Annotated in this window: 23 protein-coding genes; 14 read left to right on the plus strand and 9 right to left on the minus strand. The window is 57.8% G+C overall.

Going from position 1 to position 25740, the window contains the following annotated elements; all coding sequences use genetic code 11:
• Positions 1 to 44: 44 nt before the first annotated feature.
• Positions 45 to 2864, minus strand: a complete 2820-nt coding sequence (locus QWI18_RS11865) for a hypothetical protein (RefSeq protein WP_369318895.1) — start codon at positions 2862 to 2864, stop codon at positions 45 to 47.
• Between the two features lie 332 nt (positions 2865 to 3196).
• On the opposite strand from QWI18_RS11865, the gene QWI18_RS11870 reads away from it, so the two are divergent.
• The 3 genes from QWI18_RS11870 (at position 3197) to QWI18_RS11880 (ending at position 9684) form a co-directional block, all read left to right on the plus strand.
• Positions 3197 to 6022, plus strand: a complete 2826-nt coding sequence (locus QWI18_RS11870) for an autotransporter outer membrane beta-barrel domain-containing protein (RefSeq protein WP_369318896.1) — start codon at positions 3197 to 3199, stop codon at positions 6020 to 6022.
• Positions 6023 to 6220: 198 nt separating this feature from the next.
• Positions 6221 to 8485 carry an autotransporter outer membrane beta-barrel domain-containing protein gene (locus tag QWI18_RS11875; RefSeq protein WP_369318897.1) on the plus strand — a complete coding sequence of 755 codons (2265 nt, stop codon included), beginning with the start codon at positions 6221 to 6223 and terminating at the stop codon, positions 8483 to 8485.
• 305 nt (positions 8486 to 8790) lie between these two features.
• On the plus strand, positions 8791 to 9684 hold the full coding sequence (locus QWI18_RS11880; protein ID WP_192133180.1) for a PA4780 family RIO1-like protein kinase: 894 nt from the start codon (positions 8791 to 8793) through the stop codon (positions 9682 to 9684).
• Between the two features lie 79 nt (positions 9685 to 9763).
• Here the strand turns inward: QWI18_RS11880 and QWI18_RS11885 are convergent, their stop codons facing one another.
• The 3 genes from QWI18_RS11885 to QWI18_RS11895 form a co-directional block, all read right to left on the minus strand.
• A complete protein-coding gene (locus QWI18_RS11885; protein WP_065987690.1) occupies positions 9764 to 10216 on the minus strand; it encodes a DUF2599 domain-containing protein in 453 nt (150 codons plus the stop codon).
• Between the two features lie 17 nt (positions 10217 to 10233).
• Positions 10234 to 11166 (minus strand): Ig-like domain-containing protein, encoded by a 933-nt coding sequence (locus QWI18_RS11890; RefSeq protein ID WP_369318898.1) that lies wholly within the window; start codon positions 11164 to 11166, stop codon positions 10234 to 10236.
• A gap of 280 nt (positions 11167 to 11446) precedes the next feature.
• On the minus strand, positions 11447 to 11827 hold the full coding sequence (locus QWI18_RS11895) for a hypothetical protein (protein ID WP_369318899.1): 381 nt from the start codon (positions 11825 to 11827) through the stop codon (positions 11447 to 11449).
• 155 nt (positions 11828 to 11982) lie between these two features.
• On the opposite strand from QWI18_RS11895, the gene QWI18_RS11900 reads away from it, so the two are divergent.
• Positions 11983 to 12180: a heavy-metal-associated domain-containing protein gene (locus QWI18_RS11900; RefSeq protein ID WP_192133176.1), complete on the plus strand. Its 198-nt coding sequence runs from the start codon at positions 11983 to 11985 to the stop codon at positions 12178 to 12180.
• Positions 12181 to 12296: 116 nt separating this feature from the next.
• On the opposite strand, the gene QWI18_RS11905 is transcribed toward QWI18_RS11900, so the two are convergent.
• Positions 12297 to 14156 carry a DUF4105 domain-containing protein gene (locus QWI18_RS11905; protein ID WP_369318900.1) on the minus strand — a complete coding sequence of 620 codons (1860 nt, stop codon included), beginning with the start codon at positions 14154 to 14156 and terminating at the stop codon, positions 12297 to 12299.
• A gap of 72 nt (positions 14157 to 14228) precedes the next feature.
• On the minus strand, positions 14229 to 14717 hold the full coding sequence (locus QWI18_RS11910; RefSeq protein ID WP_065987685.1) for a DUF3015 domain-containing protein: 489 nt from the start codon (positions 14715 to 14717) through the stop codon (positions 14229 to 14231).
• A 279-nt stretch (positions 14718 to 14996) separates the two neighbouring features.
• Between QWI18_RS11910 and QWI18_RS11915 the strand changes: the two genes are divergently transcribed.
• The 5 genes from QWI18_RS11915 (at position 14997) to QWI18_RS11935 (ending at position 19755) form a co-directional block, all read left to right on the plus strand.
• The gene (locus QWI18_RS11915) at positions 14997 to 17429 is read left to right on the plus strand and encodes a Lon protease family protein (protein ID WP_192133172.1); all 2433 of its coding nucleotides are present in this window, start codon (positions 14997 to 14999) and stop codon (positions 17427 to 17429) included.
• Between the two features lie 185 nt (positions 17430 to 17614).
• Entirely contained in the window at positions 17615 to 17947 is a 333-nt protein-coding gene (locus QWI18_RS11920) for a hypothetical protein (RefSeq protein WP_369318982.1), read from the plus strand.
• 171 nt (positions 17948 to 18118) lie between these two features.
• Positions 18119 to 18607, plus strand: coding sequence for a TIGR00645 family protein (locus tag QWI18_RS11925; protein WP_065987683.1), 489 nt, complete (start codon positions 18119 to 18121; stop codon positions 18605 to 18607).
• 139 nt (positions 18608 to 18746) lie between these two features.
• The gene (locus tag QWI18_RS11930) at positions 18747 to 19052 is read left to right on the plus strand and encodes a DUF6482 family protein (RefSeq protein ID WP_369318901.1); all 306 of its coding nucleotides are present in this window, start codon (positions 18747 to 18749) and stop codon (positions 19050 to 19052) included.
• Positions 19053 to 19137: 85 nt separating this feature from the next.
• A complete protein-coding gene (locus QWI18_RS11935) occupies positions 19138 to 19755 on the plus strand; it encodes an FKBP-type peptidyl-prolyl cis-trans isomerase (protein ID WP_122535350.1) in 618 nt (205 codons plus the stop codon).
• A gap of 82 nt (positions 19756 to 19837) precedes the next feature.
• Here QWI18_RS11935 and QWI18_RS11940 read toward each other — a convergent pair whose 3' ends face one another.
• Together QWI18_RS11940 and QWI18_RS11945 are read right to left on the minus strand one after the other, a co-directional pair.
• Positions 19838 to 20080, minus strand: coding sequence for a hypothetical protein (locus QWI18_RS11940; protein WP_065987680.1), 243 nt, complete (start codon positions 20078 to 20080; stop codon positions 19838 to 19840).
• Between the two features lie 169 nt (positions 20081 to 20249).
• Complete coding sequence (locus QWI18_RS11945; protein ID WP_369318902.1) at positions 20250 to 21218, minus strand: polyprenyl synthetase family protein; 969 nt, start codon at positions 21216 to 21218, stop codon at positions 20250 to 20252.
• A 239-nt stretch (positions 21219 to 21457) separates the two neighbouring features.
• Here QWI18_RS11945 and rplU point away from each other — a divergent pair, with 239 nt between their 5' ends.
• The 5 genes from rplU to QWI18_RS11970 all read left to right on the plus strand — a co-directional run bounded on the left by rplU (position 21458) and on the right by QWI18_RS11970 (position 25246).
• Positions 21458 to 21772 (plus strand): 50S ribosomal protein L21, encoded by a 315-nt coding sequence (gene rplU / locus QWI18_RS11950; RefSeq protein WP_003176051.1) that lies wholly within the window; start codon positions 21458 to 21460, stop codon positions 21770 to 21772.
• Between the two features lie 33 nt (positions 21773 to 21805).
• Entirely contained in the window at positions 21806 to 22078 is a 273-nt protein-coding gene (gene rpmA, locus QWI18_RS11955) for a 50S ribosomal protein L27 (protein WP_037015434.1), read from the plus strand.
• Between the two features lie 241 nt (positions 22079 to 22319).
• Positions 22320 to 23543 carry an Obg family GTPase CgtA gene (cgtA, locus tag QWI18_RS11960; protein ID WP_369318903.1) on the plus strand — a complete coding sequence of 408 codons (1224 nt, stop codon included), beginning with the start codon at positions 22320 to 22322 and terminating at the stop codon, positions 23541 to 23543.
• 85 nt (positions 23544 to 23628) lie between these two features.
• The gene (proB, locus tag QWI18_RS11965; protein ID WP_065987677.1) at positions 23629 to 24747 is read left to right on the plus strand and encodes a glutamate 5-kinase; all 1119 of its coding nucleotides are present in this window, start codon (positions 23629 to 23631) and stop codon (positions 24745 to 24747) included.
• A 28-nt stretch (positions 24748 to 24775) separates the two neighbouring features.
• On the plus strand, positions 24776 to 25246 hold the full coding sequence (locus QWI18_RS11970; RefSeq protein ID WP_108118986.1) for a CreA family protein: 471 nt from the start codon (positions 24776 to 24778) through the stop codon (positions 25244 to 25246).
• 68 nt (positions 25247 to 25314) lie between these two features.
• On the opposite strand, the gene rpsT is transcribed toward QWI18_RS11970, so the two are convergent.
• On the minus strand, positions 25315 to 25593 hold the full coding sequence (gene rpsT / locus QWI18_RS11975) for a 30S ribosomal protein S20 (RefSeq protein ID WP_037015424.1): 279 nt from the start codon (positions 25591 to 25593) through the stop codon (positions 25315 to 25317).
• Positions 25594 to 25740 lie beyond the last annotated feature (147 nt).

The following is a 25740-nucleotide window of genomic DNA, read 5'->3' on the forward strand; positions in this document are numbered from 1 at the left end:
ACCTCTACAACAGGGCCCTACTGCGCCCTGTTGTAGAAGGGTGACTACGCGCGAGGAATAACTACGGTTCCCGAACGCGAATCTGCCGGTATTGTAGGGTTGATCGGACAAACAAAAAGGTTTCCTACTGGACCCAGTGCGATCCGGATATACTTCTGATCCGCCTCAACAGGTGTGCCAACTTTATTGGTAATGGAGTAATTCACCGTGCAGCCAGCACGGCAGATTTTTTGCAGATAGGGATTATAAGGAACAGCAAGTTCGTAATGACCCAGTAGTATTTCCTGGTCGGTGATCCTGTGGTCGATGACAACAAGTTCGGTCCCGGAGATTTCCTCAGCCGTGGGGTCAAATAGACCTTTCCGACCCACGAACCTCAAGTTGATGAGGTCATCCTTGGCAATGTTGCTCACATCCTTCAGCATAATCTGGATGGGCGTTCCGTCCAGCCCGTTCTTCGTGTTGATCACATTCTGAGCGGTATCCTCTTCGGGGAATACCGCCTTGGCTAACGAACCGTCCCCTGGCAGTAAGCCTGGCGATTGCACATCGACCGGTGTCGGTTCGGATACTGCAGTCGCTACCTGACTACTGGGGGGCAAATCACGGCTTACGATGTAGAACACATCTTTCAGTCCGGTCGAGGCTCCCACTGTCGTTGCGGGTATAGTGATTTCCGCATCTTGTTTTTCATTTGCCTGGGTAATGGGAAATGGCGTTCCAATGAGTATGCCGTTCCAACTGACTTGCACCCGATCCCCTGGTTTCCAGATAACCATCCCGTCTTTGCCGATATGGGGAACAGTGGCTACAGCATCCTTGTTGAAGTCGCCAGGCGGAATCACGTTATCACCGCCAGCGCCGCTGTCACCGACGACGACCAGCGGCACGAGGTTTTCATGCCAAGGCGTTTCCGGGTCTGGATCGGGGCCTGGGCCTGGGCTGTCGAGATTTACGTTAACGGAAGTTGGGGGAGAAGTGTTTGCAAGCACGCTCCCGCGCCATATTTCGTATGTAACTAATTTGCCGTTTCCGCTGCCTTCGGCTAGAACATCCGCATAAGGCAACTTGATCACTTTCAAAGGTGTGGATGGGGCAGGGTTTAAGTCGGCCGCCACCAACGTCACGGGCGGCATTTTCGTATTGCCCCATACGACGTAGATTCTGTCGCCTTCCGCAGCGTTCGTATAATTCGGTATTTCGACTTCCACCAGTTCAGCCGCATCTTGCTGAGTCACGACGCCGTGTGCTTCGTTGTCCGGAACCACCGGAGGCTTAAGATCAGTTGGCGCTTCAGTCAGGAGTACTTCAATAGGGACGGGGTTCGAACGTGGACTGATATTGCCGGCCTTGTCCGTGAGTCGATAAGCAAAGTAAAGGACCTTGTTGCCCAGCGGCTCGATGTCTGTGACCAAAAACTCGACATCCAAGGCTTTGCCTGCGCTTGTATCGGTCAGCGTAAAAGTGCCGGGAAGATATTTAGCGTCGTCCTCTGCTGCGGTATCGCTTAGCCACAGTTGCGCAACATCCAGGCCGGCGCTCAGATACCAGGCGGGCAGGGTGGCGGGAATGCCATCACCGACGACATCCGCCAGGGTAATGCCTGACAGTTGCTCCTGGGTGAATTCCAGCAAAGGCATATCGAGGGGGGAAGCTCCGCCCGGGGCTTCGCGATCGAAGATTACTGTTACAAGATTTCCTGACAGAGCTTGTCCGCTGGAAAGCGGGTCAAAAACGCTGTAATCGAGTGCCCATGGCGTGGTGCCCGTTGCAGGAAAATCCGCTTTAGGAATCGCCAAATCGAACACGAAGCTGCCATCATCTGACTCGGGCTGGGTAATAGGGCGTTGAGGTCCTAGTTCCGTCGCTGTTCCGTCTTCGGCCACCCGGTACAACTGAATGACGGCGCCCGCCGGAAACTCGGGAACTTTGTTCGGGATGCGAACTGGAAGATCCGCACCCAGTATCGCAAGAGGAAGAGTGCCGTCCGGAAAGACCGTGTCTGGCACTTGGAGTGGGGGGAGTAGGGTGGCAACAAGCTTGCCCACGCCGTTATCGACCGATGCGCGACCGCTTTTCTCAAAACGTTTTTTTGATTTGTAACGCCAGCGTGTCAATGACACAGGAATTTCGCGGCTGCGTGCCACCTCGGACTGGTTCCCCAACCCGTCCCGCAGTTGATACGCGAAATATTGAGGAACATCACCGTTGATGAGCAGTAGAGACTTGGGGAAGCGCGCAAAGGTAGTTTCGCTGATACTTGTGACTTCCACCGCGTTCTCGGTGACCAGCACTCCTTCCGTTTCAGAAGTGCCCAGCCATGGCGTAAGAACATCCCCGATACGCTTGCCATACCAGAGTGGCGCCCGGACTTCGAGGTAGTCGTCCGTCAAGTCGCTCTGTGCGATGCCGTCGAGTTGCTCAGGTGTGAAGCTCAAGTAGGGAAGCGGCGTTCCACCTGGAGGTTCTCGATCCAGAATCACCTCCACAGGCAAATTGGATAAGTCCTTTACGCTGCCAGAGCCTACGTAGTAATCCACGTTGAACGTTACACTTTCACCCTCGGACGGAAAAGAAGCCTTATCAATAGTCATTGAGTAGTAGAAAGCGGGGTTGCCCTGGGCGGCTTGCTTATCGGCAGCGGTGACGGTACGGCGTGTTCCGAGCGGGGTGCCTCTCACATAGAGTTCCAGAAAATCGCCGACGAAGATGTCGTCGCTGTCGGGAATTCCCACCTCAAGGTCTGCGTCCAGAAACTCAAGCGGAATCGTATGAGTAACCGGGTCTCTATTAAAAACAGTCAGTTGCAAAAGCGCGCGTCCTGCTCGAGCTCTTGTTGATGACGGAAAGATATTGTTTCCCATGTCCAACTCCCTGTGAAGATATGGCGTAAATGCCGATAACAAGATGGTGGGTTTTCAAAGGTCTGTCTGCTGTCATAAATGACAGTGCCGTGGGCGGGCGATAAATAAATGTCAATAAAAGTACTTGGCATATCAATGGGTTGTCGGCGCGGTTGGGCGGTTAGAGCAAACTGAAATAACCACTATTTCGAATGGTTATTAAAACGGGCGTTAACACGCGTGCTAAATAATGAGTGCTGCATACACTTGGTTTACCCTTTGATAAGCGCCATGAGCACGCTCGGCAATCGCTAATCAATCAGGGGCGACTCAAGGAAACAGGGAGGTTAGTTATGACACGTCGTAAAGGATTCGGAACTGAAGGTTGGGAATTTCCCGTTCTCATGGTGTTTGGAATGGCCGTCAGTCATTGCGCAGGCGCGGCAATTTTAGCTCCGGGCACAACGGGTATCGTCAATGCCGGGTCGCCCGTGACATTCTGGCGACTTGATAACGCGACTCTGCTCGTCAATCCGGGTGGGGCAACTCAGGGGATCAGCGCTCAGGCAGGATCAACAGTGAATCTCGACGGTGGCTCGGTTTCGGCTATTGATCCTGCCACCCAACCTAACTCTTCCGGCGTCAGCCTGATCGTCAGCAACGGCCTGATCAACGATTCAACCATTTCATCGGTCAATGCTGTTGGCCTGTCTGTCAACCGTCAGATTTCCGGTGCAGGAGGCGGGTCGACTGCCAGTGTCACTAACAGCTCGATCAGCGGCATTGGACGAGGCGTCAATGTCGTGGGCAACAGCACGGCAACGCTGATCAATACCCAAGTGACGAGCAGCGGCAGCGGGCCCGGGGGCGTCATCGCCGATGGAGTGGGGCTGACGGTTATTGGCGGATCGTTATCCCTGCAAGGGGGGGCGGCTACCGGCAGTAACCGGGGCGCGGTTTTGACGGCCGACAACGGCGGCCGAATCACCCCGTCGCTCAGCCTGGATGGCGCCACTCTCACAGGCACCTCCGGCAGCGCAATTCTGATCGGGACAGTCGTCGGCACGGTGACCAACGCCACGGTCACCGTGCAGAACGGTTCCACGCTCAATAGCGGCAATGGCGTGATTCTCGAGGTTGGGCAGGCGGCTACGGCTTCCCGGGCATCGAACGTGAACTTTGTGGCCGATGACAGCCGACTCGTCGGTGATGTCAATGTCATCCAGGGCTCGCTCGCCGACGTCACATTACGTAACAACGCTGCTTTCACCGGCGACATGACCCATATCAACAGTCTGAACATAAATGCCGCCACCATGACCGGCAACGTCATTGCCTTGCCCGGTTCGCCGACTGCGGTCGTCATGGCAAACAACTCGACATTCACAGGATCCATGTCCGACATTGCAAGTCTTGATCTGAGTGCGAGCACCGTGACCGGTAACGTAACCGAGAGCAGTGGATCAGTTGCGAGGGTGTCCATGACCAATGGTGCAAACCTTGTCGGCACAGTGAGCAACCTGGGCAGCCTGAGTCTCGATGGGAGCACTATGACCGGCGACGTGGTGCAGGACGCTGTCACCCCGGTTTCCATCGCGCTCAATAACGGTTCACAACTGACCGGGACAGTGGTTCAGGGGCAACGGATGGCCGTCGACGGGGCCTCCACGTTCAACATGGTCAGTGACTCCTCAGTGGGCGAACTGACAATGGCTGGCGGGACGGTAAACATGCGAGCGGGCGGTCAGGGTTTCCGCACACTCAACGCCAGCAGCCTCGCGGGGAATGGCGCGTTTACGATGGGCACGGATCTGGCCGGACATCTCAGTGACCTGGTCAACGTGGTGGGGAATGCCGATGGGGCGTTTGTGCTGCGTGTGCAGAATACGGGCGTCGAACCCATCCAGGAGGATTTCGCGCAGAAGGTTGTGCACTCGGGAGGCGGCAGCGCGGCCTTTTCTGTCCTGGGCGGCCAAGTGGACGTGGGGACATTCGTGTACCGGCTCGAAAAAAGAGGCAACGAGTGGTTTCTTGCCCAGGCAACCACCGGTGGAGGCGAACCGCCGGTGGGCCCAGGCGAAGGGGACGGAGGTGAACCGCCGGTGGGTCCAGGCGAAGGGGACGGAGGTGAACCGCCGGTGGGCCCAGGCGAAGGGGGCGGAGGTGAACCGCCGGTGGGTCCAGGCGAAGGGGACGGAGGTGAACCGCCGGTGGGCCCAGGCGAAGGGGACGGAGGTGTACCGCCAGTCGGTCCTGGCGAGCCGATCATCTCGCCGTCGGCGCGCGCGGTCATCGGAGTGTTCAGTGCCGCCCCTACTGTCTGGTACGGCGAGACCGCTACGTTGCGCAGCCGCATGGGGGAACTGCGCAACGGGCGCGATCAGGGCGGCGTCTGGGCGCGAACCTATGGAAACCGATATAGGGTCTCGGCAACGGACCAGGTCAATTACACACAGACCCAGTCTGGCATTTCATTCGGCGTAGACACCCCGGTCTCTGAAGTAGACGGGCAGTGGCTGGTGGGTGTAATGGGCGGTTACAGCGAATCCGCTCTCGACTTGCAGCGAGGCAGCGATGGTCGGGTCCAGAGTTATTATCTGGGTTTGTACAGCACCTGGCTGTCGACAAGTGGTTACTACGTTGACGCGCTGATCAAGGCCAACCGCTTCCAGAACAAGGCGGATGTGCGCATGAGTGACGGTGAAAAATCGAGGGGTAATTATCAAAACTACGGCATCGGCGGTTCTGTCGAAGTGGGTAAACACATCAAGTTTGCCGAAGACTGGTTTGTCGAACCCTTCGCACAGGTCTCGGCTCTGTGGGTACAGGGAGAGGATTACGCACTTGATAACGGATTGGAGGCCCGCAGCAACAAGGCCGATTCCTTAGTTGCCAAAGCGGGCACCCACTTGGGCAAAAATATTCCGTTGACCGGGGGAGGATTCGTTCAGCCTTATTTGAAAGTCGCCGCGGCCCATGAGTTTGCGCGCAACAACGAAGTCAAAGTCAATCGGACGACGTTTAGCGATGATCTGTCCGGCAGCCGCGGTGAGTTAGGCGCGGGCGTGGCGCTTCAACTCAATAATGTGTTGCAGCTCCATGCCGATGTGGACTACAGCAGTGGCGAAAACATCGAGCAACCCTGGGGTATGAATGTCGGGTTGCGCTATTCCTGGTAATGCGCCTTTTCGCGTGGTTGCGTCTCCGGCGCAGGAAACTTCTCGATTCTTCCACAATTTGTGTACCAAGATAAGTTTGTTTAGGAAATGTCCTACATGACCGTAGGACCTTTCTTGCCGTAATTTAAGAAGTTCTCCTATCAAATGGCCTCTCTTTAAAGCCGCACATCGTTGTGCATGAGGGAGAGGAACTGTTTAATGAAATCCGAAAGAGTATTCATGCGAGCTGCACCCTGGCCCATCGCCGTTTTCCTGGGGACTGCGCTCACGTGCGAAGGGGGATGGGCCAGCTATCTTCGCCCAGGCAGTGAGGCCACAGTCAGTTACGCCGATACACCGGAAGACTGGCGGCTGAATAATGCGCGACTCGTCGTCACACCGGGAGGTGAAACAGGAAACATTGATGCCCGCTGGAATTCCACCGTTGATATCGACGGTGGCACAGCGACAAGCCGGGGCAGCGCCGGCGTGTTACTCGAGACAAGCCATGCCGTCATCAACAACGCAACCATTACCGCGCAGAACATCACGTCCTCAACGTCGGAAGCCAGCTTCGGACTGCATCTGTATCGCTATGACACGGACACGGGCGGCTCAAGCGCGGTTGTCACTAACAGCATCATTTCCGGTGCCGGTCGCGGGATTAACGCATTCGACGGCGCTGAAGTTTCATTGGTGAACACAACCGTCAAAGGCAATGCTGGCGTCGACACAGTGGGGCCTATTTCCGGTGGTGTCGGTATGGTGCTGGGCGGCAGTCGCGCCACGATGTCGGGCAGCACCGTCGTAGGGGAAAACAACGGCGTGGTCATGGTATCGGGTCGAACAGGGGCGCAGTCTTCTGCCGCAAGCCTGGTTGTGGCCGATGGTTCTGCGGTCGTGGGTGAGAAGGGCAGCGCCATTCTGGTCAGTGCCGGCAACGCTCCGGCTGTCGAAACCAGGATCGATGTCGCCAACGGCTCCACCCTCAAAGGTGGCAACGGGGTGATCCTCGAGGTAGAAAACGCTGCTATCGCCACATTCAACGTCAGCGCCAGTCAACTGGAAGGTGATGTTCTGGTGCAAGAGGGATCTACCGCCAAGCTGTCGCTGGATAGCAATGCCAGTCTCACAGGCAAGGTGACTAACGCTACGAGCCTCGCTATCGATCACTCTTCTGCGTGGATCATGCAGGGCCATTCCTCAGTCAACTCGCTCTTCCTGAACGGTGGGACCGTTGATCTGCGAGGGACGACACCCGAATTCAGCCGCTTGACACTGGGCCAACTGGAAGGCAATGGCACATTTGCCATGGGCACCGATCTGGCGGCTGGCGAGAGTGATTTCCTGGAGGTGACAGGAACGGCCGTCGGTAGTTACCAGCTTTTGGTACAGAACACCGGTGTCGATCCGGTTCAGGCCAACGATACCCAGACCCTCGTGCATGTGGCAGAAGGCGATGCACAGTTTTCTCTGCTCGGCGGCAAGGTCGACTTTGGCACCTACGCCTATCAGCTTGAGCAGAACGTGGCCGAAGGCGGCACGGACTGGTCGCTGGTGAAGACCGACGAGCTCTCTGAGTCCTCACAAGCCGTGATCGGCCTGTTCAGCGCCGCGCCAACCATTTGGTATGGCGAATCAGCGACGCTGCGCACTCGCATGGGAGAATTGCGCAACGGTACCGATCAGGGCGGCGGCTGGATTCGCAGCTACGGCAATAAATTCAACATGTCTGCGGGTGGCGGCGTGGCCTATAAGCAAGTCCAGCAGGGGGTAGCGTTCGGTGCTGACGCGCCTTTGCCAAGCAACGAGGGCCAATGGCTTGTGGGCCTGATGGGCGGTTACAGCAAGTCCGACCTGGACCTTCAGCAAGGCACATCCGGTACGGTTGACAGCTATTACCTCGGCGCCTATAGCACCTGGCTTGCCGATGATGGGTTCTATGTCGATGCGCTGATCAAGGCCAACCGTTTCCAGAACCATTCCGAAGTGCGCATGAGCGATGGCGAGAAAGCAAAGGGTAATTACAACACTGCAGGCGTCGGTGCCTCGGTAGAGGTCGGCAAGCACATCAAGCTCGCAGATGACTGGTTCGTCGAGCCGTTCGCTCAAGTTTCCGGACTGTTGGTCGGTGGAGAAAGTTACGATCTCGACAACGGCATGCGCGCCAGCAGCAACCGGGCCGATTCGTTGCTGGGCAAAGCCGGTACGCAAGTGGGCCGCACATTCACGCTGGACGATGGGGCATTTGTTCAGCCCTATATGAAGGTGGCCGCTGCTCACGAGTTTGTGTCGCGCAATCGCGTGAGCATCAACGAAAACCGCTTCACAAACGACCTCTCTGGCTCTCGCGTCGAGTTGGGGGCCGGCGTTGCCGCGCAAATGACCGACGTGCTGCAGTTACATGCGGATGTCGACTTTATGAAGGGCCGCAACATCGAACAACCTTGGGGCGTAAGCGTAGGCGTTCGCTATAGCTGGTAACGAAGACGCAACCATTTGCTGTCATGGAAGGGGTCTTCAAAGGCCCCTTATTTCTGAGTGTTCGCTTGGCATCCGTGACGTTAGGGGGGCCTTCCTTTGATATGACCCATTGGCAGAGGGCTTTATGGCTGATCGACAGGGTATCGCTGCGCCCGGCATGAAATCTGCTTTGCAGGTGTAAGCGCCGTAGAGGCAGGTATTGAATCCATGGTCGAGTCGCATAAGCCCCTACTCGCCGACAGAGGATTGCCGTATAACGAGCAACAATCGCGTGTTTGGCAACGAAGGACCCCCAATAAAAGCTGATGAAGACTCCTAAACGCATTGAACCCCTGATCGAAGACGGTCTGGTCGACGAGGTGCTGCGCCCGCTCATGAGCGGCAAAGAGGCAGCTGTTTATGTGGTGCGCTGTGGCAAAGAGCTGCGGTGTGCCAAGGTTTACAAGGAGGCCAATAAACGTAGTTTCCGTCAGGCGGCGGAATACCAGGAGGGCCGCAAGGTCCGCAACAGCCGCCAGGCCCGCGCCATGGCCAAGGGTTCGAAGTTCGGCCGCAAGGAAACCGAAGACGCGTGGCAGAACGCTGAAGTCGCGGCGCTGTTCCGTCTGGCAGGGGCCGGGGTGCGAGTGCCCAAGCCGTACGACTTTCTCGAGGGCGTGCTGCTCATGGAGCTTATTGCCGATGAGTACGGTGATGCCGCGCCGCGTTTGAATGATGTGACGCTTGAGCCCGATCAGGCGCGCGAGTATCACGCGTTCCTGATTCAGCAAATCGTGCTAATGCTGTGTACCGGCCTGGTGCACGGTGACCTGTCCGAGTTCAATGTGCTGCTCACGCCTACCGGGCCGGTCATTATTGACTTGCCGCAAGCGGTAGATGCTGCGGGCAACAATCATGCATTCACCATGCTGGAGCGCGACGTCGGCAACATGGCGTCCTACTTCGGCCGGTTTGCGCCCGAGCTGAAAGAAACGCGCTACGCACGGGAGATGTGGTCCCACTTCGAAGCCGGCACGTTGTCCCCTGCGACCGTGCTGACCGGGGAATTTGCAGATCCGGATGATATTGCCGACGTCGGCAGTGTCTTGCGCGAGATCGAAGCGGCGCGACTGGATGACGCAAGGCGCCAGGCCGCGCGAACGGCGGACGATGCGCCGCCGAACAAGTCAGAAGAACCGCCTCCGCCCTGGATGCAGTAGCAACCCGCCAATGAAGCGCTGGATCAGTGTCCAGCGCTTCATCTAACGATGCTCAGCCACCGCCAGGTCTGGCAGGGATTCAGTGGTAGACAGGGTCCGGATCGGGTTCGAGAGGGTTGCATCCGGCTGCTACCGTTTTGGTATACCCCACGTATGGCCTCCACGGCTCCAGATTCCACTCAGGTTTTTCCCGCGCGATGTAGAGGTGACAGGTCAACTGATTGATCATGCCCCGGTTATTCGACCAATGTTCGCTCTGTCCGAACTTCTTGACGACTTCATAAAACATGTACGCCGTTTCAGTTGCGTCGATGTAGCGGCCGCATGCACTGGGTGTCAGTGACAGCATCCATTCGTTGAATTGATAATCGCTGCTGAAGCGATACACCCATTTTCCGCTCTGAATGTACTCACTGCAGTTCTGGGCAACAGAAGGTTTAAGGGGCTGTTTCATGGCCACCTCTGCAGCTGAGAGCTGTGTGGCGGCAGCGCCGGCCAATAACGCGGCGATTAAAAGCATCCTTGTTTTCATGGGGCGTTCCTCGCCAACTAACGTTTGAACAGCAGCTTGATGAGCACATAGGCGCTCGCTATGAAGCGTTGAATAGCATCGCGCGTAGCCGGATCGAATTGCTCGAACGTTCCAGGATCGACTTCCTTGTACTTCAAGTCGTTGACCCGCAGTATTTGCGAGTAAAAGATTTGACTATTGCCGAAGCGTTTCAAGCTCCAGTTAAACAGTACGGGCCTACCCCTGTTTGCGTTCAGCCAGGTTTGATCAATAGTGAAGTTTATATAGTTGCCGTTAAACTGTTTTATAGGACTTTCAACGGTGGTCAGCCCGATGAACCGCGCCTGCGCCGAGTAGTAATCAGTCGCAAACTGAACGCGCAGGTTGTTGTTGTCCGGGCTATTGATGGTGGGCGCGGCAATGGCACCGGAATGGCCCATGACCGTCAAGGACAAGGCCAGAGACCTATGCACTTCGTTGCTGGGCGGCCGTACCACGGTGTATTTGATGGTTGCGTTGACCCCGATGCAGTCGATGACCTCGTACATGGAAATCTTGAAGACCAGCGGAATCGCAGGATTGGTCACCGTTTGGATCTCGGAGTCTATCGTGACGCTCCTGCCCACCCAAGACACACGCACCGTATCTCCATTCAGGGCACCATAGGCAGGAATCTCCACGTAACCATCGCCTTCGTAGGCGTAATAATTGATCTGCTCTCTGCCGTTCCCTGCACTTGTCGCATTTTTGAAATGGGGTTCGACAAGGTTCATCTCATTATTCTGTTGGATGTTGACGGTCCATGGATTGGAGATAACGCCATCAACGCGAGCAGTAAAGGTATGTGTGCCTTGTGCGAGCCCCGCAGCGGGTAAGTTCCATGTGCCATCGGCCTGGAGTGTGGCGGTGCCAAGAGGAACTCCATTGTCGAGAACTTGTACTGATCCTGCTGTAGGCGGAAGACGCGCCATTTTGTAAACTCCTTTTAAGTAGGGGTTGCGTGACTCCTTGTCTTGACTTCAATGTATAGATGGAGAGAGCGCGGTATGCCATGTTCTTCAAATATTGATTCGCGATAGTGTCCTGTCAGGCATATAGCGAATAACCTGCGGGCGTCGGCAATACCGAGTTGCCTGTTGGCCGTTGTGAAAGGGAATCAGGGGAGGGTGCGCATCGCGCAGGCATCGCTAGCTGAAGTTGATTACTTTCAGCTCATCCTTGCCAGGGCGGCAAGGTCGTTCTGAGCCGTTATCAGTAATTCAAATCCGCTTTTTTCAGATACATCCCGTTGGGCCCGGACGCGATGCGGTATTTCAGAACGTCACCTGCATTGATGTGCAGGCGCGTGTTGTTCTGCGCCTCAATGCCCGGCGAGCAGCCCGGCGTCTGGCCTGGCAGTACACGCAAGCGCACAGACAGGTCGCCCGCGGGCAGGTTGAAGGAGCGAGACTCTTCCTGGTACAGGCGCCCGACGAGTTGGTCCTGCATGAAGATCCCGATTTCGCAGGACGTGGAGATCTCCAGGCGCTCGCGGGAAATGATCAGCACGCCATAGTCCTGATCGGCATGAGCCCAGGATGCGCAAGCCAACAGTCCGGCGAAACCTGCAATACGAAAGGCTGACCAGTGCATGTCTGATTCTCCTGATATGAAGGTTGTAGGCGCACTCTGGCGCAGAGTGCGGATGAATGCCAGCCCGGCCGATTCACCGGAAACTTGACCTTGCCCCGACGGAAAGGTCTTAGATGGCGTCATCACACGTTTTCGATGGGAAGAGGAGTCAGCAAATGCAGGTATTCAAGGTTCAAGGCATGACCTGCGCACATTGCGTGCGAGCCGTCACTGGCGCCATTCAGGGGCAAGACCCCACGGCGCAGGTGCAGGTTGATCTCGCCACAGGCGAGGTGAAAGTCCAGAGTCAGCTTGAGGCTGAGCAGATTGTGAGATTGATCGAAGAAGAAGGTTACACCACGACGCGCACATAGCAGTGCTGGGCTCTTCCCGGCTAAAGCCAGTCCTACACAACCGTCGCGCGCATTGTAGGACCGGCTTCAGCCGGGAAGACGTCGGGCATCACACTGAAAAACCAGGAGCGCATCACTCAATAGTGATACCACTTCAGCTCAAGCATCACTTCATTCACCGGCGAGGTCAGCTGGCTGAAATCCCGCTGGGCGCTGAGCCGCAGGCCGAGATTGCGCGACAGTTCCCATTGTTGATTGAGGCTGATGTTGCGCCGTACTTCGCCGTTGGTGAAGTAATCGCCTTTGCTCTCCAGACTGAAATTCCCCAGCGGGTTACGCCACAGCACGCCGGTATTGAAACCCGCCGCCGGCGAAACCAGCGCCGAGAAATCGTTGTTGTGCTCAACCCTCACGGTGCCGAGCGCGAAGCCCAGTACGTCGTCCCCCAGCTTCCACGTCCCCCCCGCGCCACCGTTGACGTGGCTCACCAGATTCTCGTCGCCGTGCTTGCCCAGCACCCGCTCAAGGCCGCCCGCCACTTGCCACGACCAGGGCTGCAATAGCTCGTTGCGCGGTGTCAGCGAACGGATGGTCGCCAGATCGAGCCGCTGGACCTGCCAATGACTGTCTTCGTATTGGCGCAACTTGAGCTGCAGGATTTCGATCTGCGCGCCGAGCGGAAAGCCATACGCGTTGTCATTCAAATCGTGATACGCCATGCGCAGGCCGTATTCGGCGAACGCCTTGTCGTCCCGGGTGCCCGCACCCAGTTGCCAGGTACGCGACTCATGACCATCTTCCGGCAGACCCGGGCGTTCAATCTCCAACGGCGGCGGCGGATTGGTGCTGATCGCACGCAGCAGGTCATAGCTGCGTTGCGCGCTCGTCGGATCACGTTCCTGGCCGTTGGCGCGATACCGCTCCAGCCTGTAGGCCGCGTCCTGAATCAACGCGCGACGTTCCTTCGGCAACGCGATGTACTCGGCGCTCTGCATTTGCTTCTGGTCCGCACTGACTTTCAAAACCCACTGCTGCTCATCGTGATTGAGCGGCTCGGCGCGGCTCAGCAGCTCGCGTTCCCTGGACGGGCGATACTCGATCTTCTCGACCAGACCCGCTTCCTTGACCGCGCGCACGGTGTCCGTGGGAATGGCCGTCAGACGAAACTGCGGCGTCAGGTCCAGGCTAGGGCGAGCCACCTGAAGCAGCTCTAGCAACCGGTATGAGCAGTTCTCGTCAAAAAAGAAATACCCGAAGCGAATCTGTTTGAGTTCCCACACGTGCTCGACCATGCGCCGGGTTTCTTTGGGCGTCAGGTTGAGGCGGTATTCCCACAAATCGCGGTTCTCCAGGCTACGGTACTCGGAGAGTTTTTCCTGATACGGCACCAGCGCGAACAGCCCCGGGTAGCCTCCTGCCAAGCCTTTCCACGCATACAGAATGCTGTTGTCGGAACCCTCGATGTAAGCGCCGAAATTAATCGCGTAGCTGAGCAAAGCGGTCTTGTTGGCCTGCACGTCCGCCTGATCGATGCGCAGCAGCGTGTGGCCGAACATGGACGACGGGCTGTTGAGGTAGGCCGCCGGGAAGATCAGCACGGTGCTGTCCGGGGCTACATCGGAAAACCATTTGTTGAATTCTTTGCAGTCAACCGCGGGCAAATCGGTCAGCTTCAATTCGTCGCGCAGAAAGCGCGTGCGGGAGGGGTAAACGCACTGCGGATGGGCGTTTTCCTGGCCTTGGGTGACAGGACGGTAGATCGCCTCAAGCGTCGCGGCCAGCTCGGCTTTGGGGTCATGGGCGCCGTTCTGGGCGAGGAAGAATTTCGGGTCGTCGACATAGCTGCGCCAGCCACCCAGCTTGCCGGCTTCATAGTGGCCGATGGATATCCAGAATCTGGAATTGGCCAGTTGCTGCAAACGATCATTGTCGACGTGAGGCGCGGCGGACAGCGGGGCGCAGACACAGAGCATCAGCCAGGCAAGGCGTTTGAGCATAGAGTGGCAACTAGTCAGAAGTGGGCAGGGCGGAGAACCTGCCTTCCGGGGAGGAAGGCAGGCGGCACGACTTTAAGCTTGGGTCGCGTATTTAGCCAGAGTCGGATCGTTCTTCAGGATGTCGATGGTGTTGGTATGAACGTCTTCAGCAGTGGCGTCGGCCTTGGTGAAGATCTGCTGATAGTGCTCGTGGGTGACTGCGGCGAAATGCGCACGGTCTTCCGGTGCAACGCCCAACACGACCGCGTACGTGGTCAGTGCTTCGCCTTGGCCCATGGCCATGTCCTTGGAAAGCTCATCCATCATGCCGTTCATGGCAATCCAGGATTTGCCGCCGTAAGTCAGCGCGCTGTTGGTGGAGCAACCGTTGGTGCCCGAGGTCATGCCGAAGGTGGCGTTGCCCGAAGTACCGTTGGTGGTGGAAGCGAGGAAGTGAGCGGGAGTACCGCGTTGACCTTCAAACAGCATGTTGCCCCAACCGCAGTCCGGACCGCCAGGCGCTTGAGCCATGGCGTTGATGGACACAGCGGCGAAGAGAGTACCAAGAAGAATCCGTTTCATAGCTTTAGTCTCTGTTGTTTCAACCAAGGGTCGGATTCCTGGCCGTAAGGGCGCCAGGGCGAACCGGTTATTTAATTGTTACCGGTCGCGCAAGTTGGAGTTTAGGCACGATATGAACGTTCCGTCAGCAATTGCAGATTGTTGCGTGTAATCCACCTCCGCCGGGTGTGTAGGCAGGTTCCTCATACGGAAAAGCGATCAGGTGGTTCATGCCTTGCCAGTGCGGTGCGGCGAGCGCCAGAATGCGCCCATCTGCCCCGCCTGATGTAAGGATGTCCGATGCCCGATTCTGTTGCTGCCAGCTTGCGACTTGCGCCCGAAGCGCTGACCCGTCCCTTTTCCGCTGAACAGTTCAGCTTCACGACAACCAACGATCTGGAACCCTTTCGCGGCGTGCTCGGCCAGGAACGAGCGGTCGAAGCCCTGCAATTTGGCGTCGCCATGCCGCGCCCCGGCTACAACGTGTTCGTCATGGGCGAGCCTGGCACCGGGCGCTTCTCTTTCGTCAAACGCTACCTCAAGGCCGAAGCCAAGCGCATGCAGACGCCGTCGGACTGGGTGTACGTCAACAATTTCGACGACGCCCGCGAGCCGCGCGCACTGGAATTGCCGCCCGGCAGCGCCAGCGCGTTCATTGCCGACATCAATGGACTGATCGACAACCTGCTGTCGACGTTTCCTGCGGTGTTCGAGCATCCGTCCTACCAGCAAAAGAAGAGCTCGATCGACCGCGCCTTCAACCAGCGCTATGACCGTGCACTCGACGTCATCGAGCGTCTTGCGCTGGAAAAGGACATCGCGCTGTACCGCGACAACACCAATATCGCCTTCACCCCGATGCTCGAAGGCAAGGCGCTGGACGAGGCCGAGTTTTCGCAATTGCCGGAAGTCGAGCGCGAGCGTTTTCACACCGATATTTCGGCGCTGGAGGAGCGCTTGAATGAAGAGCTCGCCAGCCTGCCGCAGTGGAAGCGCGAGTCCAACAACCAGATGCGTGAGCTCAATGAAGAGACCATCATCCTCGCGCTTCAGCCCCTGCTGGCACCGTTGTCCGAGCAGTACGCCGAAAACGCCGCGGTGTGCGCCTACCTCCAGGCGGTGCAGGTCAACCTGCTGAAAACCGTGGTCGAGCAACTGGTCGACGACAGCAAAACCGATGCCCAGGCACGCAAGCTGCTCGAAGAGCAATACTGCCCAAGCCTGATGGTCGGCCATGCCGCCAGCGGTGGTGCGCCGGTGGTGTTCGAACCACACCCGACTTACGACAACCTCTTCGGCCGTATCGAATACAGCACCGATCAGGGCGCGCTTTACACCACCTATCGTCAGCTACGGCCCGGAGCGTTTCACCGGGCCAACGGCGGCTTTCTGGTGCTCGAAGCCGAGAAAATGCTCAGCGAGCCATTCGTGTGGGACGCCCTCAAGCGCTCCCTGCAATCGCGCAAGCTGAAGATGGAAGCACCGTTGGGTGAGCTGGGGCGTCTGGCTACCGTGACCCTGACCCCGCAGACCATTCCGCTGCAGGTCAAAGTCATCATCATTGGCGCACGATCGCTCTATTACACACTGCAGGACCTCGATCCGGACTTCCAGGAGATGTTCCGGGTGCTGGTGGATTTCGACGAAGACATCCCGATGGTCGACGAGAGCCTGGAGCAATTCGCCCAGCTGCTCAAAACCCGGACCTCGGAGGAGGGCATGGCCCCCCTGACGGCGGACGCGGTCGCGCGCCTTGCCACGTACAGTGCGCGTCTCGCCGAGCATCAGGGGCGCTTGTCGGCGCGCATCGGCGATCTGTTTCAACTGGTCAGCGAGGCGGACTTCATCCGCAGCGTGGCCGGTGACGAGCGCACCGACGCCGGACACATCGAGCGGGCGTTGAAGGCCAAGGCCACCCGCACCGGTCGTGTGTCCGCACGCATTCTTGACGACATGCTGGCGGGCATCATCCTGATCGACACCCATGGCGCGGCGGTCGGCAAATGCAACGGCCTGACGGTGCTGGAAGTGGGGGATTCCGCGTTCGGTGTGCCGGCGCGCATTTCAGCGACGGTCTACCCGGGCGGCAGCGGCATCGTCGACATCGAGCGTGAGGTCAACCTGGGTCAGCCGATTCACTCCAAGGGCGTAATGATCTTGACCGGTTATCTGGGCAGCCGTTATGCCCAGGAATTCCCGCTGGCCATTTCTGCGAGCATCGCGCTGGAGCAGTCATACGGCTACGTCGATGGCGACAGCGCGTCCCTCGGCGAGGTCTGCACGCTGATTTCCGCACTGTCGAAAACCCCGCTCAAGCAGTGCTTCGCCATCACCGGCTCGATCAACCAGTTCGGTGAGGTCCAGGCGGTCGGCGGCGTCAACGAGAAGATCGAGGGCTTCTTCCGACTCTGCGAAGCCCGAGGTCTTACGGGCGATCAAGGCGCCATCATTCCCCATGCCAACGTTGCCACGCTGATGCTCGACGAGCGCGTGCTGCAAGCGGTGCGCGCCGGCCAGTTCCACGTGTACGCCGTGCGTCAGGTGGATGAAGCGCTGAGCCTGTTGGTGGGCATGCCGGTCGGAGAAGCGGACGAAGACGGTCAGTTCCCCGATGATTCGGTCAATGGCAGGGTAGTGGACCGCCTGCGCGACATCGCTGAAATGCTCAGCGACGACGACCTCAAAGAGCTCGAAAAGGAGGCGCCACAATTACAGCCCGAGCTGAAAAGCTAGGCCTTTGACGTCAATGAAACGGGGCGCTTGATGGCAGAATGACCATTCGGCGCCCTTTTCGTTTTCGCGCTTTTCCAACAGGGTATTTGTTCGATATTGTCGGGTTGCAGCAGTTGTCAAAGGGACTGACGCATTTCTCTCGTTCTGCGAAAGAAATGAATACTGCAATCAATGAGGAGCTCGCCATGCCGCGCAGCCTCTGTCTGACTCGCCAATGCCTGGGTCTGGTGACCCGAATCGAATGTGTCGTTCGCCCGTTGTCAGGCGATACAGGAATGTGGACCTTGTTGTTCGCTGCCGGAATGTCTGGCGAACAGCCCTCGGCACTCAAGGTTCAGGGGCCTTTTCATGGACCGATTGCTGCCGAATCGGTGCTTGATGCCATTGCTGAAAGCCTTGTGTTGCATGGCTATGAAACGGCGGAGGAGATCCCGATCTGGAGCCTTCACCTTCAAGGGGAGCTGCGAAGGATCAACAGCGACGCTGCTCAGGCTCAGCGGACGTCTCCGGTCAACTGATCCCAGCCTCTCGACGCGTCCGCATGTGCTTTCTTCGGTCTCCAAAATGCGGATTCGTCGATCTCCTCCGGCGCCCGATCGGGCGTTATTGTTTCAACTCTTTTCGCGGTGGGTTGTGCTAATTGGCCTTCGCCCTATACTCGCGAGCTTTTCAATGATCTGTGAGCTTCAATGGAACGTTTTATCGAAAATGCCATGTACGCATCGCGCTGGTTGCTGGCGCCGATCTACTTCGGTTTGTCTCTGGGGCTTCTGGCGCTGGCGCTGAAGTTTTTCCAGGAAATCTTTCACATCATCCCTAACGTGTTCGCGCTGGCCGAATCGGACCTGATTCTGGTGCTGCTGTCGTTGATCGACATGGCGCTGGTCGGTGGTCTGCTGGTCATGGTGATGATCTCCGGCTACGAAAACTTCGTGTCTCAACTCGATATCGACGAAGGCAAGGAAAAGCTCAACTGGCTGGGCAAGATGGATTCTTCGTCGCTGAAGATGAAAGTCGCCGCGTCCATCGTCGCGATTTCGTCCATTCACCTGTTGCGGGTGTTCATGGACGCCAAGAACATCGAGCCTCAATACCTGATGTGGTACGTGATCATCCACATGACATTCGTGGTCTCTGCCTTCGCGATGGGCTATCTGGACAAGCTGACCAAGCACTGATCGCCTGCGCTTCCGGCTGTAGGGTGATCGAAGCGTTACGAGCCAATATGACCAGCGGCACTGCTGGTCCCTTGCGCTCAGGCCAGTGTCAGCGAGACTTGGGGTTCGCTTATTCAGCCAGTCACCACGAGGCTTAGCCATGAACTTGCAGGAACTCACCTCACACGCCGGCGCCGGCCGCATCGACGAACTCAACCTTATCTCCATCGAAGGCGGCATCTACCTGCTGGAAGCGCGGATGCAGGGCGTCGCACATCGTCTGGTCGACGCACAGAACAAAGCGTTGCACCTGCGTTCGGTCGAGCACGCACGGCAACTCCTGCAATCTGTGCCGCCCATCCCGTTCAGTCTGGTGCACGCCGTGGTCCATGATGAGATGTGCGGTGTGGAAGACGCCCTGGACCAGAACGTCAAGATCCCCCTGTCCATCCGCTCGACCTGGTAGGTTTTTACTGGATATTGCCCTTTGTGCTAGTCTGCCCGGCCTTTAAATGTGAGCACCCACGGGTGCTCTTCAGCGGAGCAGTGTCATGTCCGAAGTCAATCTGTCCACCGACGAAACCCGCGTCAGCTACGGTATTGGTCGTCAGCTGGGCGACCAACTGCGTGACAACCCGCCGCCGGGCGTCGACCTCGACGCCATTCTGGCCGGTCTGACCGACGCCTTTGCCGGCAAACCGAGCCGCGTTGGCCAGGAAGAAATGGGTGCGAGCTTCAAAGTCATCCGCGAAATCATGCAAGCCGAAGCAGCGGCCAAAGCTGAAGCAGCAGCTGGCGCCGGCAAGGAATACCTGACCGAGAACGCCAAGCGTGATGGCGTGACCACTCTGGCCTCCGGTCTGCAATATGAAGTGATCACTGCGGGCGAAGGCGCTCAGCCGACCCGCGAAAGCAACGTGCGCACTCACTACCACGGGATGCTGATCGACGGCACTGTGTTTGACAGCTCCTACGATCGTGGCGAGCCGGCTGAATTCCCGGTTGGCGGCGTGATCCCAGGCTGGACCGAAGCCCTGCAACTGATGAAGGCCGGGAGCAAATGGCGTCTGTATGTTCCTAGCGAACTGGCCTACGGCGCTCAAGGCGTTGGCAGCATTCCGCCGCACAGCGTTCTGGTCTTCGACGTTGAACTGCTCGACGTTCTGTAAGCCTCTGTAGCGACCGCTTCACGCTCGACAGATGCCGAGTCAGCCCCGCGCTGGCTCGGCATTGTCATTTTAGGTGTCGTCATCAATGCAGTTCACTGGTCGGACGCAATGCCCGCGCATAGCAGAACAGAAACAGGCTCCGCACCATCTCCTTCTGAACGCCGGGTTCGCTTGAACTCAGGCTGCTGACATCCAGATCCCCCTGATCGCGCAATTCGTCCAGCGCCTCTTCTTCCAGCACCGCACACACTTGACCCGTCTCGCGATCGAGGATGCGCAGGTAGGGTTGTGGCCGGTCAAGCCAGGCATCAATCAGATACGTCATGTGATTCTCCTTGAGTGTTTCAATGAGAATAATTCTTATCTGAGGAATAGCAAGGATCTATTTGAGATTAATTCGCATTGCTGACGGGGCAGGCCTTGAGGGCGGGCCTGAATCCCGCACAACAAAAAGCCCGTCACATGGACGGGCTTTCAGCGGAGCGGGGCAGCGGTCAGTGTGTGCGAGCGACCGCAAATTCGCTCAGCTCGACGAGTGCGTCGCGATAGACGCTCGGCGGCAGCACATCCAGACAGGCAATGGCGCGAGCGATGTAGTCGCGTGCCAGCTGGGCGGTGTACTCGAGGGCGCCTGATGTTTCCACGGCGTTGCGGATGCTTTCGAGATCTTCCAGGCCGCCCTTCTGAATGGCCTGACGAACCAGCGCAGCCTGTTCAGCGGTGCCTTCGCGCATGGTGTAGATCAGCGGCAGGGTGGGCTTGCCTTCGGCGAGGTCATCACCGACGTTCTTGCCGAGGGTCTCCGCATCGCCGCGATAGTCCAGCAGGTCGTCGACGAGTTGGAAAGCGACACCCAGATGATCGCCGAAGGTACGCAGCGCTTCGCTTTGCTCCGGGCCGGCGTTGGCCAGGGCTGCGGCGCTGTGGGTCGACGCTTCGAAGAGCATTGCGGTTTTGCCGCGGATGACTTCCATGTAGGTTTCTTCGGTGGTGCTGGCGTCGCGTACTTTGGACAGCTGCAGCACTTCGCCTTCCGCGATGACCCGCGTGGCCTTCGAGAGGATCTGCATCACCTGCATCGAGCCCAGTTCAACCATCATCTCGAACGAGCGCGAATACAGGAAATCCCCCACCAGCACGCTGGGTGCGTTCCCCCACATGGCGTTGGCGGTCGAGCGGCCGCGGCGCATGCCGGACATGTCTACCACGTCGTCGTGGAGCAGGGTGGCGGTGTGCAGGAATTCGATGGTCGCCGCCAAAAGGCGCAGGTCATCACCGCCAGAGCCCAGCGCTTTGCCGCACAACAGAACGAGCAACGGACGCAGGCGTTTACCGCCAGCGGAAGTGATGTAGTCGCCGATTTTGGAGACCAGCGGCACGCGCGATGTCAGCTGCTTCTTGATAATGTGGTCGACGGCTGTAAAGTCGTCCGCCACAGCGGTGTAGAAGGCTTGGGGTTGCATCAGCGAGACGTGCTCCAGAAGGGTTGCGCGGCATGCTAGGTTGCAGGCCCCACCCTGTCAAGGCGTGACATAACGCAGCTTGCAAGGCGTTGATCGCTTGCGTACAATCGCGCACCCTAACTTCCTGGGCAGCACCTGCCTTACGCAATTGCATGTCGGCCTTCCAGCCTTGTGCAGCCATGCCAGCCAATACCTCTTCCTATAAAGAGCTGGGTGAGCAGGATTATCGGAGATACACCATGTCTTATGCAGTAATCGTTACTGGCGGCAAGCAATACAAGGTCGCCCCAGGTGAATACCTGAAGATTGAAAAACTGGAAATCGCTACCGGCGAATCCGTTACTTTTGATCGCGTTCTGTTGGTTGCCAATGGCGACGACGTGAACATCGGCGCTCCAGTTGTTGCAGGCGCTACCGTTGTGGCTGAAGTGATCTCCCAAGGTCGTCACGATAAAGTCCGCATCATCAAGTTCCGTCGTCGTAAGCACCACATGAAGCGTATGGGCCACCGCCAGTGGTACACCGAGATCAAAATCACCGGTATTCAGGCTTAATTTCAGCCTAATCCTCACTAGGAGAATTGACTCATGGCACACAAAAAAGCTGGTGGTAGTACCCGTAACGGTCGCGACTCAGAAGCCAAACGCCTTGGCGTGAAGATGTATGGCGGCCAGGTTATCGTTCCGGGCAACATCATCGTGCGTCAGCGCGGCACCCAATTCCACGCTGGCTACGGCGTTGGTATGGGCAAAGATCACACCCTGTTCGCTAAAGTCGAAGGCGTGATCAAGTTCCAGGTTAAAGGCGCCTTCGGTCGTCGCTATGTAAGCATCGTGCCAAAGACTGAAGTCGCGGCATAATCTTGCGTTCAGGGGGTATGAGGGCCTGACCTTCATACCTCCTGAGCTGAAAAGCCCTGTCGATGACAGGGCTTTTTCGTTTGTAGAAGGGTCTGTTTCCGGTGAGTCTCTTGCAAAGCTGTTTGTGTGGGCCGTTGTGGTGTGAAGTCGCTGGTTTTTGATCGGTATCGCAACGCTCATCTTTGCAAGAGCCTTATGAATTTATGTTGTTTGCTCGTCTTTGTGACGGGAGGCGTGCGCTATGAAATTTGTTGATGAAGTATCCATTCGAGTAAAGGCCGGTGATGGCGGTAACGGTTGCATGAGCTTCCGTCGCGAGAAATTCATCGAGAACGGTGGTCCTAACGGTGGTGACGGCGGTGACGGCGGCTCGATCTACATGATTGCCGACGAAAACCTCAACACCTTGGTCGACTACCGCTACACCCGTCACTTCGACGCCGAACGCGGCTCGAACGGCGGCAGCACCGACTGCACCGGTCGCAAGGGTGAAGAGCTGGTGTTGCGTGTGCCGGTCGGCACGACTGTGATCGACGCCGGCACCCAGGAAGTCATCGGCGACCTGACCAAGGCCGGCCAGCGTCTGCTGGTGGCCCATGGCGGCTGGCACGGTCTGGGCAACACGCGTTTCAAATCCAGTACCAACCGCGCGCCGCGTCAGATCACGCCCGGCAAGCCGGGTGAGCAGCGTGACCTCAAGCTTGAGCTGAAAGTGCTGGCTGACGTCGGTCTGCTCGGTTTGCCGAATGCCGGCAAGAGCACGTTCATTCGCTCGGTATCGGCTGCCAAGCCAAAGGTCGCTGATTACCCGTTCACCACGCTTGTCCCGAACCTGGGTGTCGTCAGCGTCGATCGCTGGAAGAGCTTTGTCGTCGCCGATATTCCCGGCCTGATCGAAGGTGCTTCCCATGGTGCAGGCTTGGGGATTCGCTTCCTCAAACACCTGGCCCGGACACGTCTGCTCCTGCACCTCGTTGACATGGCACCGCTGGATGAAAGCAGTGCGCCGGATGCCGCTGAAGTCATCGTCAACGAGCTGGTCAAGTTCAGCCCTGCGCTGGCCGACCGCGATCGCTGGCTGGTCCTGAACAAGTGCGACCAGATCCTCGAAGAAGAGCATGAGGCCCGCAAGCAGGAGATCATTGATCGTCTGGAGTGGACCGGCCCTGTCTACGTGATCTCGGCCATCGCCAAAGAAGGCACCGATCGCCTGACCCACGACATCATGCGCTATCTCGAAGACCGTGCTGATCGTCTGGCCAATGACCCGGCCTACGCTGCCGAGCTGGCTGAGCTGGATCAACGCATCGAAGACGAAGCTCGCGCCCAGTTGCAGGCGCTGGATGATCAGCGTGCCTTGCGCCGTAGCGGCGTGAAGAGCGTACATGACATCGGCGATGACGATTGGGATGAGGAAGACGTGGAAGACGAAGATGGTCCGGAAATCATTTACGTCCGCGACTGATCGACTGAAGTAAACTACGACGCCGCTCTTGAAGCGGCGTTTTAGTATCTAGAATTCGGACTCTCTGGCTTAAGGTTGAAAGATCATGCGGAGCAAGGTGACAGGTGCCCAGCGTTGGGTGGTGAAGATCGGAAGTGCGCTGCTGACGGCGGACGGCAAGGGTCTGGATCGCAACGCGATGGGTGTTTGGGTCGAGCAGATGGTGGCCCTGCATGAGGCGGGTGTCGAACTGGTCCTTGTTTCATCCGGCGCAGTAGCGGCCGGGATGAGCCGTCTGGGCTGGACTGCGCGACCGAGCGCCATGCATGAGCTTCAGGCCGCTGCAGCAATCGGTCAGATGGGTCTTGTGCAGGCGTGGGAATCCAGCTTCGCCGAGCATCAACGGCATACTGCGCAGATTTTGCTCACTCACGACGATCTGTCCGATCGCAAGCGCTACCTGAACGCCCGAAGCACGTTGCGTACTTTGGTTGAGCTGGGAGTCATCCCTGTCATCAACGAAAACGACACCGTCGTCACCGACGAGATCCGTTTCGGCGACAACGACACGTTGGCGGCTCTGGTGGCCAACCTGGTTGAAGCTGATCTGTTGGTCATCCTGACCGACCGTGACGGCATGTTCGACGCCGATCCTCGCAATAATCCCGAGGCGCAGCTCATTTATGAAGCGCGCGCCGATGACCCCGCCCTTGATGCGGTGGCTGGCGGCACCGGCGGTGCGCTGGGTCGTGGCGGCATGCAGACCAAGTTGCGTGCGGCGCGACTCGCCGCCCGTTCCGGTGCGCACACCGTGATTGTGGGTGGCCGCATAGAGCGCGTCCTGGCGCGGCTGAAGGCGGGTGAGCGATTGGGCACGTTGCTGTCCCCGGAGCGAGAAATGCTCGCGGCTCGCAAGCAATGGCTGGCCGGGCATCTGCAAACCCGTGGCACGCTGGTGCTGGACGAGGGTGCGGTAAAGGCGCTGACCCAAAGCCATAAGAGTTTGCTGCCGGTCGGCGTCAAGCTGGTGCAGGGCAGCTTTCGCCGCGGCGAAATGGTGGTCTGCGTGGCGGCTGACGGTCGCGAGATCGCCCGCGGGCTGACCAATTACAGCGCGCTCGAAGCGCAGAAGATCATCGGTCTGCCCTCTGACGCCATCGTCAAGGAGCTGGGTTACATGGCCGAGCCTGAACTCGTGCACCGTGACAACCTGATTCTGGTCTGAAGTGCATCATCAAAAGAAGGAAGCATACATGCGAGTCATGAAAGGGCTGGTAGGCGCGTTGCTGATGTTGCCGTTGCTGGCATCGGCTGAAGAGATCGGCCAGGTATCAACTGTGTTCAAGATGGTCGGTCCTAACGATCGAATTGTGGTCGAAGCATTCGACGACCCCAAGGTCGACGGTGTGACGTGCTATCTGTCTCGCGCGAAAACCGGTGGGGTGAAGGGTGGTCTGGGCCTGGCTGAAGATCGTGCCGAAGCGTCCATCGCGTGCCGGCAGGTCGGTCCCATTCACTTCAAGGAGCAATTGAAGGATGGCGACGAAGTGTTTAAGGAGCGGACTTCGCTGGTGTTCAAGACGATGCAGGTCGTGCGATTCCTCGACAAGAAACGCAATACGCTGGTCTACCTCGTTTACAGCGATAAGGTCATCGAGGGCAGTCCGCAGAATGCCGTGACCGCGATCCCGATCCTGCCATGGACACCTGCGCCGGCACCTTGAAGCTGCAGAGGCAAATCGAAGGCAATAAAAAACCGACCCTGGGGTCGGTTTTTTAACAAGCGAATCGCTTAGGCTGCAGCAGCAAGGTTCAGAGCCTTGATGTGGCCATTCAGGCGACCTTTATGGCGAGCAGCTTTGTTCTTGTGGATGATGCCTTTATCGGCCATACGGTCGATAACTGGCACAGCCAGAACATAAGCAGCTTGCGCTTTTTCAGCGTCTTTAGCGTCGATGGCTTTAACTACATTCTTGATGTAGGTACGAACCATGGAACGCATGCTGGCGTTGTGGCTGCGACGCTTCTCAGCCTGTTTTGCACGTTTTTTGGCGGAAGGTGTGTTGGCCACCGTCGAGCTCCTCGAAAGACTTGGGAAATAGCTAACAAAATAGGCCGCGAATCATGCCGATGAGTTTGACACTTGTCAAGGGCAGTTGATGCGTTCCGCTGAGTGGTCGCAGTGTGGTGCCGAGGTGATTTCTTTCCGGCGTGCGAC

Source organism: Pseudomonas sp. W2Oct36, assembly GCF_041060465.1.
Classification (GTDB): domain Bacteria; phylum Pseudomonadota; class Gammaproteobacteria; order Pseudomonadales; family Pseudomonadaceae; genus Aquipseudomonas; species Aquipseudomonas graminis_B.

Excerpts from the sequence above, each read along its gene's own strand:
- QWI18_RS11865 (WP_369318895.1), bottom strand. The coding sequence starts at position 2,864 with ATGGGAAACAATATCTTTCCGTCATCAACAAGAGCTCGAGCAGGACGC.
- QWI18_RS11870 (WP_369318896.1), top strand. The coding sequence starts at position 3,197 with ATGACACGTCGTAAAGGATTCGGAACTGAAGGTTGGGAATTTCCCGTT.
- QWI18_RS11875 (WP_369318897.1), top strand. The coding sequence starts at position 6,221 with ATGAAATCCGAAAGAGTATTCATGCGAGCTGCACCCTGGCCCATCGCC.
- QWI18_RS11880 (WP_192133180.1), top strand. The coding sequence starts at position 8,791 with ATGAAGACTCCTAAACGCATTGAACCCCTGATCGAAGACGGTCTGGTC.
- QWI18_RS11885 (WP_065987690.1), bottom strand. The coding sequence starts at position 10,216 with ATGAAAACAAGGATGCTTTTAATCGCCGCGTTATTGGCCGGCGCTGCC.
- QWI18_RS11890 (WP_369318898.1), bottom strand. The coding sequence starts at position 11,166 with ATGGCGCGTCTTCCGCCTACAGCAGGATCAGTACAAGTTCTCGACAAT.
- QWI18_RS11895 (WP_369318899.1), bottom strand. The coding sequence starts at position 11,827 with ATGCACTGGTCAGCCTTTCGTATTGCAGGTTTCGCCGGACTGTTGGCT.
- QWI18_RS11900 (WP_192133176.1), top strand. The coding sequence starts at position 11,983 with ATGCAGGTATTCAAGGTTCAAGGCATGACCTGCGCACATTGCGTGCGA.
- QWI18_RS11905 (WP_369318900.1), bottom strand. The coding sequence starts at position 14,156 with ATGCTCAAACGCCTTGCCTGGCTGATGCTCTGTGTCTGCGCCCCGCTG.
- QWI18_RS11910 (WP_065987685.1), bottom strand. The coding sequence starts at position 14,717 with ATGAAACGGATTCTTCTTGGTACTCTCTTCGCCGCTGTGTCCATCAAC.
- QWI18_RS11915 (WP_192133172.1), top strand. The coding sequence starts at position 14,997 with ATGCCCGATTCTGTTGCTGCCAGCTTGCGACTTGCGCCCGAAGCGCTG.
- QWI18_RS11920 (WP_369318982.1), top strand. The coding sequence starts at position 17,615 with ATGCCGCGCAGCCTCTGTCTGACTCGCCAATGCCTGGGTCTGGTGACC.
- QWI18_RS11925 (WP_065987683.1), top strand. The coding sequence starts at position 18,119 with ATGGAACGTTTTATCGAAAATGCCATGTACGCATCGCGCTGGTTGCTG.
- QWI18_RS11930 (WP_369318901.1), top strand. The coding sequence starts at position 18,747 with ATGAACTTGCAGGAACTCACCTCACACGCCGGCGCCGGCCGCATCGAC.
- QWI18_RS11935 (WP_122535350.1), top strand. The coding sequence starts at position 19,138 with ATGTCCGAAGTCAATCTGTCCACCGACGAAACCCGCGTCAGCTACGGT.
- QWI18_RS11940 (WP_065987680.1), bottom strand. The coding sequence starts at position 20,080 with ATGACGTATCTGATTGATGCCTGGCTTGACCGGCCACAACCCTACCTG.
- QWI18_RS11945 (WP_369318902.1), bottom strand. The coding sequence starts at position 21,218 with ATGCAACCCCAAGCCTTCTACACCGCTGTGGCGGACGACTTTACAGCC.
- rplU (WP_003176051.1), top strand. The coding sequence starts at position 21,458 with ATGTCTTATGCAGTAATCGTTACTGGCGGCAAGCAATACAAGGTCGCC.
- rpmA (WP_037015434.1), top strand. The coding sequence starts at position 21,806 with ATGGCACACAAAAAAGCTGGTGGTAGTACCCGTAACGGTCGCGACTCA.
- cgtA (WP_369318903.1), top strand. The coding sequence starts at position 22,320 with ATGAAATTTGTTGATGAAGTATCCATTCGAGTAAAGGCCGGTGATGGC.
- proB (WP_065987677.1), top strand. The coding sequence starts at position 23,629 with ATGCGGAGCAAGGTGACAGGTGCCCAGCGTTGGGTGGTGAAGATCGGA.
- QWI18_RS11970 (WP_108118986.1), top strand. The coding sequence starts at position 24,776 with ATGCGAGTCATGAAAGGGCTGGTAGGCGCGTTGCTGATGTTGCCGTTG.